Origin of the sequence: Streptomyces huasconensis (assembly GCF_021028635.1) — a bacterium.
Classification (GTDB): domain Bacteria; phylum Actinomycetota; class Actinomycetes; order Streptomycetales; family Streptomycetaceae; genus Streptomyces; species Streptomyces huasconensis.
This window is the reverse complement of sequence record NZ_CP086119.1, coordinates 2,300,945-2,317,497: the sequence shown is the minus strand read 5'-3', so window position 1 is coordinate 2,317,497 and position 16,553 is coordinate 2,300,945. Positions and strand designations below refer to the sequence as shown.

The following is a 16,553-nucleotide window of genomic DNA, read 5'->3' as shown; positions in this document are numbered from 1 at the left end:
GACGGAACCGAGCGGAGGCCCAAGATTAGGGTCACCTCATTAGTGCTTGCAAGTTCAACATTCGGTCACTCGGAGGTTCCGCTTCCCCCTCCGGTGATGTTCCTGCGCGCCCGGTGGCGGTGCGCAGCGCGGCCCGCGCGATGGCGTCGGCGTCCGACAGGGTGACCGAGTCGACGCCGGGCCGGGCGCCGGCGGCCGTCACCCAGTGCACCCCTTCCGTGGGCACGCCGAACGCGAACCGCCGTGCGTGCGGCCGCCCTTGACGGTCTATCAGGTGGTACGGGCGCGCGGTCACGTCCAGTCCTCCCGTCTCGTGACCGTCGACGGTGTGGGGGCGGCACTGGCCGGCTTCGAGGAGCGCCGCGAGCAGGTCGTCCGCCGTGCGGCGCAGGTCCGGCTCGGGGAGCCGGGCCTCGATCAGTGTGGTGACGCGCACATCGGAACCCGGTACGTCCGGGGAGTGCGCGAGGAACGCCCCGCCGTCCGGCCGCACGCTCAGGCGCGGACCGAGCACGTCTAGGACGCCCGCCTCGATCAGCGCCGTCATCTCCTCGACGCGGCGGCGCGGCGGGCCGATCGAGAGGAACGCGTTGAGCGGGGTGTACCAGCGGTCGAGGTGCGCGCGGCGCGAGGCGCCGGAGACACCGCGGTGGTCGACGACGCGGCGCAGTTCGTTGCGCAGGTCGCGCAGGACGTCGAGCGCGGCCTTCAGCGGGCCCGCGACATTGCCGAGCACGGCCTGCGCGGCGTCCTCGCGCAGGTGGGCGAGGAGCCAGGCGCGGTGCTCTTCGGGGGAGGCGAAGGGGCGGGCGGGGTGCGGGCGCGAGAGCCGGTCCCACGACCAGCGGTCGCCCTCCGCGAGCCCCGCCCCGTCGAGCACCAGGGACTCGCGGGGGCTCTGGTGGGCGGCGGCGAGGAACCGTGCGCGGAAGCCCTCGACGCTCTCCGGGGTGTCGCCCCGCGCGGTGAGCAGCGCCGCGTAGTAGACCGTCTCCACCTCCTTGGCGACCAGGGGCCATATCTCGTCCAGGAAGTCCGGGGCGTCGCCGCTGTCCGCGCGTTTGCGGAAGCGGGCTATGACGTCGTCGGTGAGGACGGCGGGCTCATGTCGTCCGTAAGGACCCTTGGCGTTGTCCCCGCGCGCCTGGTAAGGGACGCCGCGCCGCGAGCCCGCGTACAACTTCGGCTCGCGGCCCGACGGTTCGTAGCGCAGGGCGCCGTCCGGCTCCCGCACGTACCGGCCGCCGCGGCCCGTGCTCAGCAGCGCCATGTGGTCGAAGAAGTTGAGGCCGAGGCCGCGCAGCAGCACCGGTTCGCCGGGGGTGACGGCGGAGAGGTCCAGGTCGGCCGGGTTGGCGGGCGGGAAGTGGCGCAGGCCGTGCCGCGCGGCGTGCCGGGCCAGGTGCTCCTCGTCCGGGGCGGGGCGGGTCGGCAGGTGTCCTTGCGCCAGGACGACGGCCGCGAGCCCGGACAGTTCGCGACCGTCGTCGAGTACGAGGGTCTGGAGGCCGCCCTCGGTCTCGTCGAGCCGCACGGCGCGCGCCGCGTGGACCAGGACGCGTACCGAGCCGGGGGCGGCCCGCACCACCTCGGCGAAGACCCACTCCAGATAGCGGCCGTAGCAGGCGCGGGTCGGATAGTCGTCGGGCCCGAGCCCCGGCACGCGTCCCGCGGCCGCCCACTCGTACAGGCTGGGGCCCGGTCGTATCGGGCCCGAACAGTCGACGCTCTCGTCGGTGAAGAGGGTCACCTGTGAGGCGACGGTGTTCATCAGCAGCTCGGCGGGCTGCGCCGTCCGCCAGACGCGCCCGGGGCCCGGCGGCGAGGGGTCGACGACATGGACCGTCAGGTGCGTCCCGGGGGCGAGGAGTTCGGCCGCCGACGCGCAGAGCCGTTCGAGCACGCTGGTGCCGCGAGGTCCCGCGCCGACCAGGGCGAGGGCGGCCGCATCCGGTGCGGGCGGGCGCGGCGCGGGCAGAGATGCGGACAAAGGCGTGACTCCCGGGGCATAGAGAACGCGTACGAACGCTGGAAGCGGACGGTCCGCATCATCATGCCGCCGGACCCCCCTGATGCCGAAGAGGCGGTGGAGGTTACAGCTGCGGGTGTGGGGTGTGTCACGTTGGGGCGGGGCAGGGCGAGACCGGGGACGCCGTAGGCCCGACGGTCCCGCCCGCCACCGCCCTCACGCCAGCCGGCGTTCCTCCGCCGTCTCCAGGCGTGTGCCGCCGCCGGGTGTCGTCCGGGCCTGTTCGAGGCGGAGGTGGGAGGAGCGGCCGCGCAGGGTCAGGGTCATCAGCTGGTTGCCGAACCAGGGGCCGCCCGTGCGGTGCCAGTCGATGCCCGCGTGGGTGACCCCGGCGTGGCGGGCGAAGCGGCGGCCGAGCGCCCGGCCCACGCGGCTCCAGCCGAAGCGGAAACCGAGCCTGATCGACTTCGGGATGGAGTTGTGCACGGGGGAGCAGGTCAGCTGCAGGACGTGCGCCTCGGGGCCGGAGCCGGTCGGCCAGCTCGGCTCGGCGACGTAGGCGTGGTGGACGTCGCCCGAGAGCACGCAGATCGTCGCCGGGGCGTCGTCGCCCGAGCCCACCTCCGCGATCAGGGAGGTCAGCGCCTCGAAGGACGACGGGAAGGCCGACCAGTGCTCCAGGTCGGAGCCCCTGCGCAGCTTCTCGCCGAAGCGGGCCCAGCGGGCGCCCCGCTCGCCGCGGCACAGCGCGGCGTTCCACCCCTCGGCGTCATGGATGAGGTGCGGGAGCAGCCAGGGGAGCGACGTGCCGATGAGGAGGTGGTCGACGCCGCCCGCGCCGTCGAGCACCTGGTCGCGCAGCCACTGCGCCTCGCCGGGATCGAGCATGGCGCGCCGGTCCTCCGCCAGGACACGGGCGGCACGCGTGTCGACCATCAACAGGCGTACGCGCCCGAAGTCCCGCCGATAACTCCACCGCGCCGAGGTGGGGTCCGCGTCCGCCGCGGCGGCGAAGGCGCGCAGCGCCTCCGTGCCGTCGGGCGTGGCGTGCACGGCGGCGTGGACTCGGTCGCTCGCCAGCTCGTCGGGGCGCAGATTGCCGAGGTGCTGGTAGACCCAGTACGACATGAGGCCGCTCAGGATGCGCTCGCGCCACCAGGGCGTGGCCCGCATCTCGGCGAGCCAGGCCGCACTGGTGTTCCAATCATCGATCAGGTCGTGGTCGTCGAAGACCATGCAGCTCGGCACGGTGGACAGCAGCCAGCGGACCTCGGGGTCGAGCCAGGACTCGTCGTAGAGGTGCGTGTACTCCTCGTAGTCCGCGACCTGGGCCCCCGGCGGCTCGGCGAGGTCCCGGCGCGCGGCCAGCCAGCGCCGGGTGGCCTTGGAGGTCTCGTCCGCGTACACCTGGTCGCCGAGGAGCAGCAGGACGTCCGGGCGCTCCCCGTCCGGGTCCGCGGCGATGCGGGCGGCGAGGGTGTCCAGGGCGTCCGGGCCCACGGGGTCGTGCTCACCGGAGGGCGGCGCGGCCCAGCGGCAGGAGCCGAACGTCACGCGCAGCGCGTCGGCGCCGTCCCCGGCGGGCGTGCGGATGGTGCTGGCGGGGAAGCGGGCGCCGGGCAGCGGCCAGACCGTGCGCGTGCCCTCCGCGTCACCCGCGCCGTCCCCGTCATCCGCGTCGTCGAGCCGCACCTCGTACGCCGTCTCGGTGCCCGGTGTCAGGCCGGTGACCGGGATCAGGGCGTAGTGGTGCCCGGCGATCCGGAAGGTGCGCGCCGAGCCGCACGCGCCGTCCGCGCACCGCACCTCGGCGGCGCAGGGCCGGTCGGTCTCGACCCAGACGGTCGCCGCGGAGCCATCGACGTACCTCAGCAGTGGTCCCAGACGCAGCCGTGCCACAGGCGATCACCCTCCTCCGTCGCCCCGTACGGTACGGAACGCCGGAGGCGGGCGGGTTGATTCCGGCGTGTCCGGCGGGCGCGGAGGCTCAGCAGCCGTTGAGGACCGAGGTCAGGGCGCTCTTCTCCTCGGTGTTCACCGTGAGCTTGTAGTGGTGCTTCACGTCGACCCACATGCGGGCGTAGAAGCAGTGGTACGAGGCCGTGGGCGGCATCCACTCGGCGGGGTCCTGGTCGCCCTTGGCCTGGTTGACGTTGTCGGTGACCGCGATGAGCTGCGGCTGGGCCAGGTCGTTGGCGAAGCCCTGGCGCTGCGCGGTGGTCCAGCTGTTCGCGCCGGACTTCCAGGCCTCGGAGAGCGGCACGACGTGGTCGATGTCGACGTCGGACGCGGCGGTCCAGGTGCCGCCGTCGTAGGGGGACTTCCAGGTGCCGGAGACCGCCGCGCAACTGGCGTCCTGCTGGACGTTGGTGCCGTCGCGCTTGAGGACGACCTCGCGGGTGTTGCAGGTGCCGGACTGCGTGCTCCAGTGCGGGAACTTGTCCCGGCTGTAGCCGTCGGAGGAACCTTCCGCCTTGACGGTCAGCTCGCCGAGGTAGGTACGGGCGGTGGCGGCGCTCACCGGCTCCGGGGGAGCGGCCTGGGCGGGGGTGCCGGTGGTGAGGACGGCCGCGCAGGCCAGCAGGGCGGTGACGCCGAGAGCGGCCGGGCGGCATCGACGCGCGTAGACAGTGGACATGCGAACTCCCTTGTTCGTGGGGGGAAGTTGACCGGTGGGGCGGTCATGTTTGCGGGGCCGGGTTGCCGGTGGATGTGTGGATGATGACAGGGTCGCGTCAATCAGGTGCAGAGTTCAATGGTTCTGGCGAGCCGTCATGTGCATTGAGTGGGGCGGGAGTTGCGTTCGAGTGATCCAGGTCACTCTGCGGCGCTCCGGCGCGGGCCCAAAGTCCCTGGCCGTCAGCCGTGCGCCGTCCCGTACGATGGGGGGCGCAGAAGGGGAGTAGCTCTTCGCCGGACCGTCGACATACTGCTCAGCTCGTCTGAGCCGGCGCCCGGAGGCAGGCCCTGTGGGGCAGGCCAGCGAGACCTTCGGCAAGCAGTGCCCGACGTGCGCGTCCGCGTGCGTTCCTGTGTGCTGCCGTGCCGAGGTGTCGTACGCGAAGCGGTGGAACACTCTCGGTGGGGCGGCCCCGACCGATTGAGGAACCCTTGATCAGCTTCAGTGTGATGGCGCTCGTCTTCGGCGTCGTCTTCCTCGCCGAGCTGCCGGACAAGACGGCCCTGGCCGGACTCGTCCTCGGCACGCGCTACCGCGCCTCGTACGTCTTCGCCGGTGTCGCCGCCGCCTTCACGGTCCACGTGGTGCTCGCCGTCGCGGCGGGCAGCGTCCTGACCCTGCTGCCGCAGCAGCTGGTCCACGCGCTGACGGGCGTCCTCTTCCTCGGCGGCGCCGCGATGCTGCTCCTGAAGGGGGCCGGTGAGGAGGAAGAGGTCAAGCAGCCCGAGGACCAGAGTTTCTGGAAGGTCTCGGGGGCCGGTTTCATGCTCATCCTGGTCGCCGAGTTCGGCGATCTGACGCAGATCATGACCGCGAACATGGCCGCGCGCTACGACGACCCGCTCTCCGTGGGCCTCGGCGCCGTGCTCGCGTTGTGGGCGGTCGCGGGGATCGGCATCGTCGGCGGCAAGGCGCTGATGAAGCGGGTGCCGCTGGCGCTCATCACGAAGATCGCGGCGCTGCTGATGCTCGGCCTCGGCGTCTGGAGCCTGTACGAGGCGATTGCGTGACGTTGCCCGTTTTCGCGGGCCTTGACTCCTGTGACCTGCGGCGTTGGCTTTTGCCGCCCTCGTTTTGTACCGTGCAGGAACAAAGTGGCTCCGCCCGTACTCCCTGACCGGCGGGCGGAGCCGCCTTGGATCTTCCCTCCGCGGGACCCCATGGCCGCGGACCCCCATGGCTCTGGAGTACGTCGATGACGGCGATGACGGCCACGCATGCCGCCCCTGAACTGACCGCCCGGGCCGTCCTCCTCGACATGGACGGCACCCTCGTCAACTCGGACGCGGTCGTCGAGCGCTGCTGGCGGCGCTGGGCCGACCGGCACGGACTCGACTTCGACGAGGTCATCAAGGTCGTCCACGGCCGTCAGGGCTACGCGTCCATGGCGGTGCTGCTCCCCGGGCGGCCCATGGCGGAGAACCACGCGGAGAACCGCGAGATGCTCGCCGCGGAGACCGCCGACATGGAGGGCGTCGTCCCGGTGCCGGGCGCCCCCGCCTTCATGGCCGCGCTGGCCCGGCTGAACCTGCCGCACGCGCTCGTGACCTCCGCGGACGTGCCCCTGTCCACCGGGCGGATGGCCGCCGCGGGGCTGGCGCTGCCGGCCGTGCGGGTGACCGCCGAGAGCGTCGGCGCGAGCAAGCCGGACCCCGAGGGGTTCCTCAAGGGTGCGGCGGCGCTCGGGTTCGACCCCGCCGACTGCGTGGTCTTCGAGGACTCGGAGGCCGGAATCCGCGCGGGACAGGCCGCGGGCATGCGGGTGGTGGGCGTCGGCCCACGGGCGGCCGCGCTGGGCCCGACCGTGCATGTGGACGACCTCACGCGGGTGGGCGTGACCGACGCGGGGGACGGGCTGATCCGGCTCACGTTCGGCTGAGACCGAGACCGAGACCGAGGCCGGGGGTGAGAAGCAAGGCCCCCCGGCCCTCGCGCTCCGTCACGCCCCCCGCCGCAGCCGTCCCGCCGCCACGGCGCCGCACGCCGCGCCGACCGCCAGGACGATCAGGCCCCTCAGCCACACCTCGGCCTCGATCTGCGTCGCCAGTGCCACGCAGGACGCCGCCCCGAGGAGGGGTACCACTGTCGGTGCCCGGAAGTGGTCCGCCCGCGCGGTCGTGTCGCGGCGGCGCAGTACCAGGGTCGCGGTGTTGACCATGAAGAAGACCACCAGCAGGAGCAGGACCAGCGTCGAGGCGAGCGTGGCCACGTCGCCGGTCAGCGCGAGGAGCAGGGAGAGCGCCGTCGTGGCGGCGATCGCGGCCCACGGCGTACGCCGGCCCGGCAGCACCTTCGTCAGGAAGCCCGGCAGCAGCCGGTCCCGCGCCATGCCGTAGGCGAGGCGCGACGACATGATGCCGGTGAGCAGCGCGCCGTTGGCGACCGCCACCAGCGCGACGGCGCCGAACAGCTCCGTCGGCACACCGCCCGCCTCCCGCACCACTTCGAGCAGCGGCCCGCTGGACGAGACCAGCCGCTCGGTCGGCACGGCCGCCGCCGCGGCGGCGCCGACCAGCGCGTACACCGCGCCCGCCGTGATCAGGGCGCCGAAGAGCGCCCGCGGATACGAACGGCGCGGGTCACGCGTCTCCTCGGCCACGTTGACGGACGTCTCGAACCCGACGAACGAGTAGTACGCCAGCACCGCCCCGCTCAGCACGGCCGCCGCGGGCCCGTGGCTCTCCGTACCCAGCTGCGTCAGCCTGCCCAGGTCGCCGTCGCCGCGCAGCACGATCCAGACGCCGAGCCCGATCACCAGCAGCAGCCCGCTCACCTCGATGACGGTGGCGACGACGTTGGCCCGCGTCGACTCCCGGATGCCCCGCGCGTTCAGCAGCGCCAGCGCGGCCAGGAAGACGACGACGACAAGCACCACCGGAAGCGTGACGAACTCCGTCAGGTAGTCGCCCGCGAATCCCCGGGCGAGCGCGGCGACCGACACGATCCCGGCCGCGAGCATGCAGAACCCGGCGAGGAACCCGGCGAAGGGCCCGTACGCCAAGGTCGCGTAGTGCGAAGCGCCACCCGCACGCGGGTACGCGGTCACCAGTTCGGCGTACGAGGCGGCCGTCAGGAGCGCGAGGCACAGCGCCACGACCAGCGGCACCCAGACGGCGCCGCCGGAGTCGGCGGCGACCTGGCCGACAAGGACGTACACGCCCGCGCCGAGTACGTCCCCGAGGATGAAGAAGTACAGGAGCGGGGTGGTCAGGGCCTTCTTGAGGGGAGTGGGGGCGTTCGACGGCTGCGGAATGGTGCGGAGATCTTTCACGCGGAGCCGTATACCCGGCGCCGCGTCGCCGATCACGGGACTTATGGCTCCCTCGTCTCCGACTCAAGGCTCCGGCGCGTCTGACGGCCGTACGCGCCCGGCTCGTCCGAGGTGAGGCCGCGCGCCCACTGGTAGCGGAGCACCGCCGCCGTGACCTGGCGGGTGTACGAGCCGTCGCGTTCGCCCACGTACAGAAACAGCTGGGCCAGCCGCCCCTGGAGCTCCGCGACCTCCGGGCCCCGGTCGCCCTGGCTGAGGGTCGCCGCCCCGGTGGGCCCGCGCGGCGGCGTCGCGTCCACCGAGCCCGTCGCGCGCGCCGTCGACGGCGGCGGTGACGACGGCCGTGACGGTGACGGCGGCGGGGCCGAGCGGGTCGGCACGGGCGGTGTCGTGCCGCGCGGTGTGGCGGCGGGCGTCCGAGGCCTGGGGGACGCGGACGGTTTCGCGGAGGACGGCGCCGGTTCCGTCGGGCCCGCGGGCTCCGCGGCGGAGGCGCCCGGCAGCGCGCGGTCCCGCGTCGGCCGGTCGGCGGCCGACGAGAGCAGCCCGGTCGTGAAGACCGTGCCGGCGGTCACGGCCGCCACGGCGCAGGCGCCACCGAGCAGGAGGCGGCGCCTGCGGCGCGCGGAGCCCCGGTGTGCCGTGAGGTTCTCGGCGGGGTCCGGGTTCCGGGCAGGGTCCGGGTGTTCCGGCGGGCCGGTGGTCGGGTCCGGGGAAGCGGTGAAGGCCGTCGCCGCCAGGGGCCTCGGAAGCGGGGCCGTCGCCTCCGGGTCCGGCAGCGACACGTAAGGGCGTATCCGCAGAGGGTCGAAGTCCTCGGCCGCGGCCGACTCCGCGGAGCGGGTCCGCGACGCCGTGTCCGCCGCGCGCCGGGCGCAGCCGCACAGCGGGGAGCCATCGGCCGCGCGGGCCGCCCCGCACTCGGCGCACCGCGGCCCCTCCCACTGTGCCCGCCCGCCCTGCCGGCCGTCGTGTCCGGTCACCGCCGCACCCCTTCGCTCCCGTGCCCCGCCCGCCCCGAGAACCCCGCCGACCGATTATGCAGACCCATGCTTCAACAGGCCATAACCGGTCACACGGACCACGATGGAGGGGGAGAACCCCCCCGCCAGGCCCACACCCGCCCCCACCACCACGGATGCCCAGGAGGTGCCCATGACGCAGGATGTCAGCGCCCGCCCCGCGGAGCAGGGGCCCGAACCGTCGCGTGGCCACGGAGGGAACGGGCACCCGCCCGGCGGTGTCCTCGTCTCCATCGGCGCGCTGCTCCTCGGCATGCTGCTCGCGGCCCTCGACCAGACCATCGTCTCCACCGCCCTGCCGACGATCGTCAGCGAGCTGGGCGGCATGGACCACCTGTCGTGGGTCGTCACCGCGTACATGCTGGCCGCGACGGCCGCGACCCCGCTCTGGGGCAAGCTCGGCGACCAGTACGGACGCAAGAAGCTCTTCCTCACCGCGATCTTGATCTTCCTGGTCGGCTCGGCGCTCTGCGGCATGGCGCAGAACATGCCGCAGCTCATCGGCTTCCGGGCACTCCAGGGCCTGGGCGGCGGCGGGCTCATGGTGCTGTCCATGGCGATCGTCGGCGACCTCGTCTCGCCACGGGAGCGCGGCAAGTACCAGGGGCTCTTCGGGGCCGTCTTCGGCGCGACCAGCGTCCTCGGGCCGCTGCTCGGCGGGCTCTTCACCGAGCACCTCAGCTGGCGCTGGGTCTTCTACGTCAACCTGCCGATCGGCGTGATCGCGCTCCTCGTCATCGCCGCCGCGCTGCACATCCCGGTCCGCGACACCAAGCACACCATCGACTACCTCGGCACCTTCCTCATCGCGTCCGTCGCCACCTGCCTGGTCCTCGTCGCCTCGCTCGGCGGCACCACCTGGGCCTGGAGCTCGCCGCAGATCATCGGCCTCGCGGTGCTCGGCGCGGTGCTCGCCGCCGCCTTCGTCGCCGTCGAGCGCAAGGCCGCCGAACCGGTGCTGCCGCTCAAGCTGTTCCGCGTCCGCACCTTCACGCTCTCCGCCGTGATCAGCTTCATCGTGGGCTTCGCGATGTTCGGGGCGATGACCTACCTGCCGACGTTCCTCCAGGTCGTCCAGGGCGTCTCGCCGACCATGTCGGGCGTGCACATGCTGCCGATGGTGGCGGGCATGCTCCTGTCCACCACGGCCTCCGGCCAGATCGTCAGCCGGACGGGCCGCTGGAAGGTCTTCCCCGTCGCGGGCACGGCCGTCACCACCCTCGGCCTGCTCCTGCTGCACCAGCTGGACGAGCACAGCGGCACCGCCGAGATGAGCGCCTACTTCTTCGTCTTCGGCCTCGGTCTCGGCCTGGTCATGCAGGTACTCGTGCTCATCGTGCAGAACGCCGTCAGCTACGAGGACCTGGGCGTCGCCACGTCCGGCGCCACGTTCTTCCGCTCCATCGGCGCCTCCTTCGGCGTCGCGATCTTCGGCACGATCTTCACCAACCGGCTCGGCGACAAGCTGACCGACGCCCTCGCCGGGCAGCAGCTGCCACCGGGGCTGAGCGTCACCACCCTGGAGGCCGACCCGCGCGGCATCGCACGCCTCCCCGCCGAACTGCGCCCCAGCGCGCTGCACGCGTACGCCTCGTCCATCACCGACGTCTTCCTGTACGCGGCGCCGGTCGCCCTGCTGGCCTTCCTCCTCGCCTGGTTCCTGCGCGAGGACAAGCTGCGCGGCTCGGTCACCGCGCCCGACACGACGCAGACGCTGGCCAGCAACCCCGTCGAACGCTCCTCCCACGACGAGGTGGCGCGGGCCCTGTCGGTCCTCGGCACCCGCGAGGGACGGCGCGAGATCTACGAGAAGATCACCGCGCGGGCGGGCTACGACCTGCTGCCCGCCGCCAGCTGGCTGCTCCTGCGCATCGCCCGGCACGGCACCGTGGAGCCGGCCGTGCTCGCCGAACGCACCACCGTGCCGCTGACCGTCATCACCGCCGCCGCCCGCCAGGTGGAAGAGCGGCGCCTCGCCGAACGGCAGGGCCTGGAGATGCGGCTGACCGACCGCGGCCGGGAGGTCGCGAGGAAGCTGGCGAAGGCCCGCGAGGAGTCCCTGGCCGAACTGCTCGGTGACTGGTGGGACCCGCGGCGCCCGACCGACCTGGCCCAGCTCGTCGAGGAGCTGAGCGGTGAGCTGTGCGGCTCGGAGTCCGAGCGGCCGCGGGACGGGGCGAGGATGCTCCGGGCGGTGTAGGGCTCCGGGGCACCTCGCGGGGTCACGGAGAGGGAGTCGGCCACGGAGAGGGCGTCAGCTTCTTGCCGTACCAGTGCTCCGCGTACGGGCCGTCGGTGTAGGGCTCGATCTCCTCGTATCCGTGCCGCGCGTACAGCGCGCGGGCCTCCACCAGGTCGGTGCGGGTGTCCAGGACGAGCCGCTCTCCGCCGAGCGCGCGCGCCGCGTCCTCGGCGGCGGCCAGCAGGACGGCGGCGCCGCCCTTGCCGCGCGCGTCCTCGCGCAGGAAGACGCGCTTGAGCTCGGCGGTCGTCGCGTCGAGCAGCCGGACGCCCGCCGTGCCGACGGGCTCCCCGCCGTACCGCGCCACGAGCAGCACCCCGGCCGGCGGCGCGAGATCCGCCCCGGTCTCCGCGGCCACCTCGCGCTCCAGCTCCTCGGGGTCGGTCCGGCGGCCCTCGTGGAGGAGGTACCAGCGGTCGCTGACCTCCGTGTAGTACGCGCGCCACAGGGCGGCGGCCACGGGGGAGTCGTGCGCCTCGGGGGCGACGGACCAGGTGGCGGCGGGGGCACGGGTTTCGGTCATGGCGTCCATGACGTCATTCTGCGGGCACAAGGACGGCGCCCCGCAAGCGAATTGGCTTGCGGGGCGCCGCAGGGATCGTGCCGGTCAGCTCTTGGGCGCGGCCTGCTGGACGACCTCGAAGGACCAGACGGTGGAGCCGGACGCGGCCGGCTTGGGGCGTTCGCCGCCCTCGCCGCCACCCTGGTGCGCGGCCTTCATGGGGCCCTCCATCCACGCCTGGAAGGAGGCCTCGTCGCGCCAGCGGGTGTAGACGAGGTACTGGTCGGTGCCTTCGATGGGGCGCAGCAGCTCGAACCACTCGAAGCCGTCGGAGTTCTCCACCGCGCCCGCGCGGGACGCGAAGCGCTTCTCCAGGACCTCGCGCTGTTCCTCGGGGACGGTGAGGGCGTTGATCTTCACGATGCTCATGCCGCCATCCTGCCGTACGGCCGCGCGGGGCTCAGAGCCGCAGCAGGCGCTCGGCCGTCTCGCGGTAGTCCCGCAGGGCCAGCCGGAGCTGTTCGGTGTCGGTGGCCGAGGCCTCGGGGGCGGGGGCGCCCTCGGTGGCCAGGGCGCCGCCCGGCGCGACGCCCGCGGCCGGGGTGCCGCCGCCCGCCGCGGGCTGGGCGGGCGTGGTCTGCCAGGAGGAACGCAGGGTGCGGCGCCGTTCGGCCAGCGTCTCCGAGAGGCGGGCGATGGCCTCTTCCAGGACGTGGTCGACCTCCTCCACCGCGCCGCGCGGGCCGTCGACGAAGCCGCTGACGGCGTTCTGGAGGCGCAGGCTCAGCTTGTCGCGTTCCCCGGGCGGGAACAGGGCGGTGCCGGACCGAGTGGTGTCGGACCCAGTGGTGTCGTGCCGGGCGGTGTCGGGACGGGCGGTGCCGGACCCAGTGGTGTCGGGTCGGGCGGTGTCGGGCCGAGTGGTGTCGTGCCGGGCGATGTCAGCCATGCTGGACTCCCCTTCCGGTGATGCCGTGCGAACGCTTGCCGGTGGTGTGCTTGCCGGTCAGGTGCTTTCCGGAGCGGGTGGCGGAGTGGCCGTCGGGTTCGTCCGCGATCAGGGCGTCGAAGAGCTCCCGTGCCTCGACCATGGCCGCGCGCATCTCCTCGGTGCCGGCCCGGCCCTCCTCGGAGCCCGTCGTGTCGAGCGCCGCGCGGTGCACCCTGCGGAAGCCGTGGACGTGCGTGGAGTGGTGCACGGAGAGCGCGTCGAGCTGGTCCTCGTAGTGCTCGGCGTCGGGGAAGCCGCGGACCGCGGCCAGCTCGGCGATGAGCCGGTCCGCCTCGGCCACGGCCTCGCGCGGGGAGTCGACGAAGCGCTCCTGGGCGAGGGTCCAGCGGTCGGAGTACTGCAGGCGCGTGGCGGGGTCCAGCGGCTGCGGCCGCAGGGAACCATGCCGCTTCACCCGCTCGTTGAGGTCGCGCTCGGCCGCTTTGGTGTCGCCGTCGTGCCGGGCGACCGCGTGGTCGTACTCGGGGCCGAAGCGGCGCTTGAGGCTGCCGCCGCCTCCGTTCTGGCGCCTGCGGCTCAGCATGGCGAACGCGGCGGCGGCGAGGACGACGACGACCACGATCAGAACGATGATCATGACTGTGGACATGGATGCGTGCCTTCCCGGGGTGAGCCTGGCGATGCGAAGGACGGCGTGCGGCCTCGCACCTGTCCCGGGGGCGAGTTGCCAGGAAGCGGACCGTCAAACGGGCTCGGCGGTCCGACGCGGTGCGGAGGACCGTGCGCCCGCCCGGGGAGCGTCTTAAGATGCCGCAGCGCGCGAGGGCCAACCCTGCTCGCGCCGCCCCGAGTTGAAGGAGCGTACGTACGTGCTGGAGCTGACGATGGTTTCGGTGTCCGGGGTGGATGCGGGCGCGACCGCGGGCATGCTCATGGCCGAGGCACCGAGCGAAGCGGGCGCGGTGCTGCGCGTGGGACGTGACGCGAGCGTGTGCCGCCTGGTGACGCCCGAGGACTGGCTGTTCGTCTCCCGGGTGCACCTGGAGTTCCGCTGCGGGCCCGACGGGTCCTGGTCCGTGACCTGGCTGCGCGGCTCGAACCCGGACCCGGCCTCGGAGGTGCGGATGCTGTCCGGGGGAGCGGCGCGGCCCCTCGCGTACGGGGGTGGGGCGCCGCTGCCCCGGGGCGGTTCGGGCGAGGTGGTCATCCAGGACAGGTCGGGGCCGCGGAGCGTGAACGTCGGCTTCTACCACGAGGGTTGAGCCGCGCCCCGCGAACGGCGGGGCGGGTCAGTCCAGTACGCGGGCCAGCGCGAAGCCGTCGTAGCCCTTGGTGCCCACCGTCTGCACGGCGGTCGTGCTCAGCTTCGGGTGCCGCGCCATGAGGTCGAGGGCGGCGCGGGTGCCGCGCACGCCCGGGTCCGTGTCGTCCGGGTCGGCGACGGCTCCGCCGCGTACGACGTTGTCCAGGACGATGAGGCTGCCGGGGCGGGTGAGCTTGAGCGCCCACTCCACGTAGTGCGGGTTGTTGACCTTGTCGGCGTCGATGAAGACGAAGTCGAACGGCGCGGGGTTCCCGCCGTGTTCGGCGGCGAGCACGGCCAGGGACTCCAGGGCGGGGCCGACGCGGATCTCGGTCAGCTTGTCGAGCCCGGCGCGGGCGAGGTTGCCGCGGGCCACCTCGGCGTGCTCGGGCTGGTACTCCAGGGTGATGAGGCGGCCGTCGGCGGGCAGGGCGCGGGCCAGCCAGATCGTGCTGTAGCCGCCGAGGGTGCCGATCTCCAGGATGCGGCGGGCGCCCTGCGTCAGGGCGAGGAGGTGGAGCAACTTGCCCTGGTTGGGCGCCACGTTGATCCGCGGCAGACCGGCCGCTTCGCTGTCGCGCAGGGCGGCGGTGAGGGCGTCGTCGTGCGGAACGAGGAGGCCGGTGAAGTAGTCGTCGACGGAGTTCCACTGCTGCTGGCTCATGCGGGAGTACGTTCCCTTCGGCTGCCTGTAGGCGTGGTTGTCGGTGGCGGCTCGCATACTAGGCGCTGAAGGCGGACGGGCCTTGTGTGACGGCCCGTCGCACGGGGCTCCGCCCCGGCTGAGGTGGGGGCCCACGCAGGGCCCCGTCCGCTACTCCGCCGGAGGCGAACCCGGCAGTGGCCTGCCCGCCGATTCCGTCATGTACCAGACCGCGATGCCGCCCACTATCGCCGCCGCCATCATGTAGTACGCGGGCATCATCTTGTCGCCCGTCGCCCCGATCAGCGCCGTCACCACCAGCGGCGTCGTGCCGCCGAAGACCGAGACGGAGATGTTGAAGCCGATGGACAGCGAGCCGTAGCGGACCTTGGTGGGGAAGAGGGCCGGGAGCGTCGAGGGCATCGACGCCGTGAAGCAGACCAGGAGCAGGCCGAGGGCGCCGAGGCCCAGGCCGATCGCCCAGAGCGAGCCGTCGCGGATCAGCAGCAGGGCGGGGACGGAGAGGAGCAGGAAGCCCGCGCAGCCCGTCGCGATGACCGGGCGGCGGCCGACGCGGTCCGTCAGCGCGCCGACGAACGGCTGGGCGCACATCATCAGCGCCATGACGGCGAGGATGACCAGCAGCCCGTGCGTCTCGTCGTACTTCAGCTCGCTGGTCAGATAGCTCGGCATGTACGACAGCAGCATGTAGTCCGTGACGTTGAAGACCAGGACCAGGCCCATGCAGAGGAGGAGGGCCTTCCACTGGCCGGTGACCATGTCGCGCAGGCGCACCTTCGCGCGGGTCTGCTCGTCCTGGTGGGCCTTCTCCAGTTCGGCGGCGAACGCCGGGGTCTCCTCCAGGCGCATCCGCAGGTAGAGGCCGATCAGGCCCATCGGGCCGGCGATCAGGAACGGGATGCGCCAGCCCCAGGAGACCAGGTCCTCCGAGGACATCAGCGCCGTCATGAGCGTGACCAGGCCCGCGCCGCCGATGTAGCCCGCGAGCGTGCCGAACTCCAGCCAGCTGCCGAGGAAGCCGCGCCTCTTGTCGGGGGCGTACTCCGCGATGAACGTGGAGGCGCCCGCGTACTCACCGCCCGTCGAGAAGCCCTGCACCAGGCGGGCCGCGAGGAGCAGGACCGGTGCCCAGACGCCGATCGTCGCGTAGGAGGGGATCAGGCCGATCGCGAACGTGCCCGCCGCCATCATGATCATCGTGACGGCGAGGACCTTCTGCCGGCCCACGCGGTCGCCCAGCGGGCCGAAGACCATGCCGCCGAGCGGCCGGATCAGGAAGGCCGCGGCGAAGGCGCCGAAGGTGGAGAGCAGCTGGGCCGTGGGGTTGCCCGAGGGGAAGAAGACCTTGCCCAGCGTCACGGCGATGTAGCTGTAGACGCCGAAGTCGAACCACTCCATCGCGTTGCCGAGGGCGGCCGCCTTCACCGCGCGCTTGACCAGTGCGGGGTCCGTGACGGTGACGCCCGGTGCTGCCGCGCTCCGGGCCCCCGCTGGGGGCCCCGATGCGGGCTCGGGCTTCCGGGGTGCGAGGGAGGTGGCGCTCGGCAAGGGTTCGCTCGCCCGCTTTCGGTCGACGACAAGGACAGGGCCACCCGCGGAAACGGAACGGAAGCCGGAACGGAAACCGGGGCGGAAACGGGGTGGCCCGAAAAGCGACCATAGGGGCACTCGCCAGCATTACGGACAGTACCCAAGTGATCGCATAGGGCCTGAAAACGGCTTCTACGCAGGTCAAACGGCCTTTCTTTCGGTGGCCCGGACGGGCTGCCCTTGTGATCTATGTCGCGGCCCCCGCCGGGAACCGCATGTGGAGGGCCCGCGAAGCCGCCCCGTGGACAGACGTTCGAAGGTGTCCGGGAGGCGTGCCCCCGCGTTGGGCACAACGGACAAAAGCCGATAAAGAGTGGAGTGGCTGCCAGGTGGAAGGGCGGTCGCGTGCGTCCCTCAG

15 protein-coding genes are annotated in these 16,553 nt (G+C 72.9%); 4 read left to right on the top strand and 11 right to left on the bottom strand.

Annotated features, from left to right (window positions below; translation table 11 throughout):
* Positions 1 to 31: 31 nt before the first annotated feature.
* The 3 genes from J2N69_RS10400 to J2N69_RS10390 form a co-directional block, all read right to left on the bottom strand.
* Positions 32 to 1,990: an FAD/NAD(P)-binding protein gene (locus tag J2N69_RS10400; protein ID WP_230900478.1), complete on the bottom strand. Its 1,959-nt coding sequence runs from the start codon at positions 1,988 to 1,990 to the stop codon at positions 32 to 34.
* 195 nt (positions 1,991 to 2,185) lie between these two features.
* The gene (locus J2N69_RS10395; RefSeq protein ID WP_230900477.1) at positions 2,186 to 3,868 is read right to left on the bottom strand and encodes an alkaline phosphatase D family protein; all 1,683 of its coding nucleotides are present in this window, start codon (positions 3,866 to 3,868) and stop codon (positions 2,186 to 2,188) included.
* A gap of 88 nt (positions 3,869 to 3,956) precedes the next feature.
* Entirely contained in the window at positions 3,957 to 4,607 is a 651-nt protein-coding gene (locus tag J2N69_RS10390) for an HNH endonuclease family protein (RefSeq protein ID WP_230900476.1), read from the bottom strand.
* A 473-nt stretch (positions 4,608 to 5,080) separates the two neighbouring features.
* On the opposite strand from J2N69_RS10390, the gene J2N69_RS10385 reads away from it, so the two are divergent.
* A complete protein-coding gene (locus J2N69_RS10385; RefSeq protein WP_127912892.1) occupies positions 5,081 to 5,659 on the top strand; it encodes a TMEM165/GDT1 family protein in 579 nt (192 codons plus the stop codon).
* Positions 5,660 to 5,853: 194 nt separating this feature from the next.
* Entirely contained in the window at positions 5,854 to 6,528 is a 675-nt protein-coding gene (locus J2N69_RS10380; RefSeq protein ID WP_230904669.1) for an HAD-IA family hydrolase, read from the top strand.
* A 60-nt stretch (positions 6,529 to 6,588) separates the two neighbouring features.
* On the opposite strand, the gene J2N69_RS10375 is transcribed toward J2N69_RS10380, so the two are convergent.
* A complete protein-coding gene (locus J2N69_RS10375) occupies positions 6,589 to 7,920 on the bottom strand; it encodes an APC family permease (RefSeq protein WP_230900475.1) in 1,332 nt (443 codons plus the stop codon).
* Between the two features lie 41 nt (positions 7,921 to 7,961).
* Positions 7,962 to 8,903 carry a peptidoglycan-binding protein gene (locus tag J2N69_RS10370; RefSeq protein ID WP_230900474.1) on the bottom strand — a complete coding sequence of 314 codons (942 nt, stop codon included), beginning with the start codon at positions 8,901 to 8,903 and terminating at the stop codon, positions 7,962 to 7,964.
* A gap of 172 nt (positions 8,904 to 9,075) precedes the next feature.
* On the opposite strand from J2N69_RS10370, the gene J2N69_RS10365 reads away from it, so the two are divergent.
* Positions 9,076 to 11,142, top strand: coding sequence for an MDR family MFS transporter (locus J2N69_RS10365; protein WP_269075602.1), 2,067 nt, complete (start codon positions 9,076 to 9,078; stop codon positions 11,140 to 11,142).
* Positions 11,143 to 11,164: 22 nt separating this feature from the next.
* On the opposite strand, the gene J2N69_RS10360 is transcribed toward J2N69_RS10365, so the two are convergent.
* From J2N69_RS10360 to J2N69_RS10345, 4 genes are all read right to left on the bottom strand, one after another.
* Positions 11,165 to 11,716, bottom strand: coding sequence for a GNAT family N-acetyltransferase (locus J2N69_RS10360; protein ID WP_230900473.1), 552 nt, complete (start codon positions 11,714 to 11,716; stop codon positions 11,165 to 11,167).
* A 75-nt stretch (positions 11,717 to 11,791) separates the two neighbouring features.
* Positions 11,792 to 12,115 carry an antibiotic biosynthesis monooxygenase family protein gene (locus J2N69_RS10355; RefSeq protein ID WP_230900472.1) on the bottom strand — a complete coding sequence of 108 codons (324 nt, stop codon included), beginning with the start codon at positions 12,113 to 12,115 and terminating at the stop codon, positions 11,792 to 11,794.
* 31 nt (positions 12,116 to 12,146) lie between these two features.
* Positions 12,147 to 12,635, bottom strand: a complete 489-nt coding sequence (locus tag J2N69_RS10350) for a hypothetical protein (protein ID WP_408056699.1) — start codon at positions 12,633 to 12,635, stop codon at positions 12,147 to 12,149.
* Positions 12,628 to 13,287, bottom strand: a complete 660-nt coding sequence (locus tag J2N69_RS10345) for a hypothetical protein (RefSeq protein WP_127912493.1) — start codon at positions 13,285 to 13,287, stop codon at positions 12,628 to 12,630. Before J2N69_RS10345 ends, J2N69_RS10350 begins: the two co-directional genes overlap by 8 nt.
* A 220-nt stretch (positions 13,288 to 13,507) precedes the next feature.
* Between J2N69_RS10345 and J2N69_RS10340 the strand changes: the two genes are divergently transcribed.
* Positions 13,508 to 13,900, top strand: a complete 393-nt coding sequence (locus tag J2N69_RS10340; protein ID WP_230900471.1) for an FHA domain-containing protein — start codon at positions 13,508 to 13,510, stop codon at positions 13,898 to 13,900.
* Positions 13,901 to 13,927: 27 nt separating this feature from the next.
* Here J2N69_RS10340 and J2N69_RS10335 read toward each other — a convergent pair whose 3' ends face one another.
* Together J2N69_RS10335 and proP are read right to left on the bottom strand one after the other, a co-directional pair.
* Entirely contained in the window at positions 13,928 to 14,605 is a 678-nt protein-coding gene (locus J2N69_RS10335; protein ID WP_230900470.1) for an O-methyltransferase, read from the bottom strand.
* A gap of 150 nt (positions 14,606 to 14,755) precedes the next feature.
* Positions 14,756 to 16,153: a glycine betaine/L-proline transporter ProP gene (proP, locus tag J2N69_RS10330; protein WP_230900469.1), complete on the bottom strand. Its 1,398-nt coding sequence runs from the start codon at positions 16,151 to 16,153 to the stop codon at positions 14,756 to 14,758.
* Positions 16,154 to 16,553: the final 400 nt, after the last annotated feature.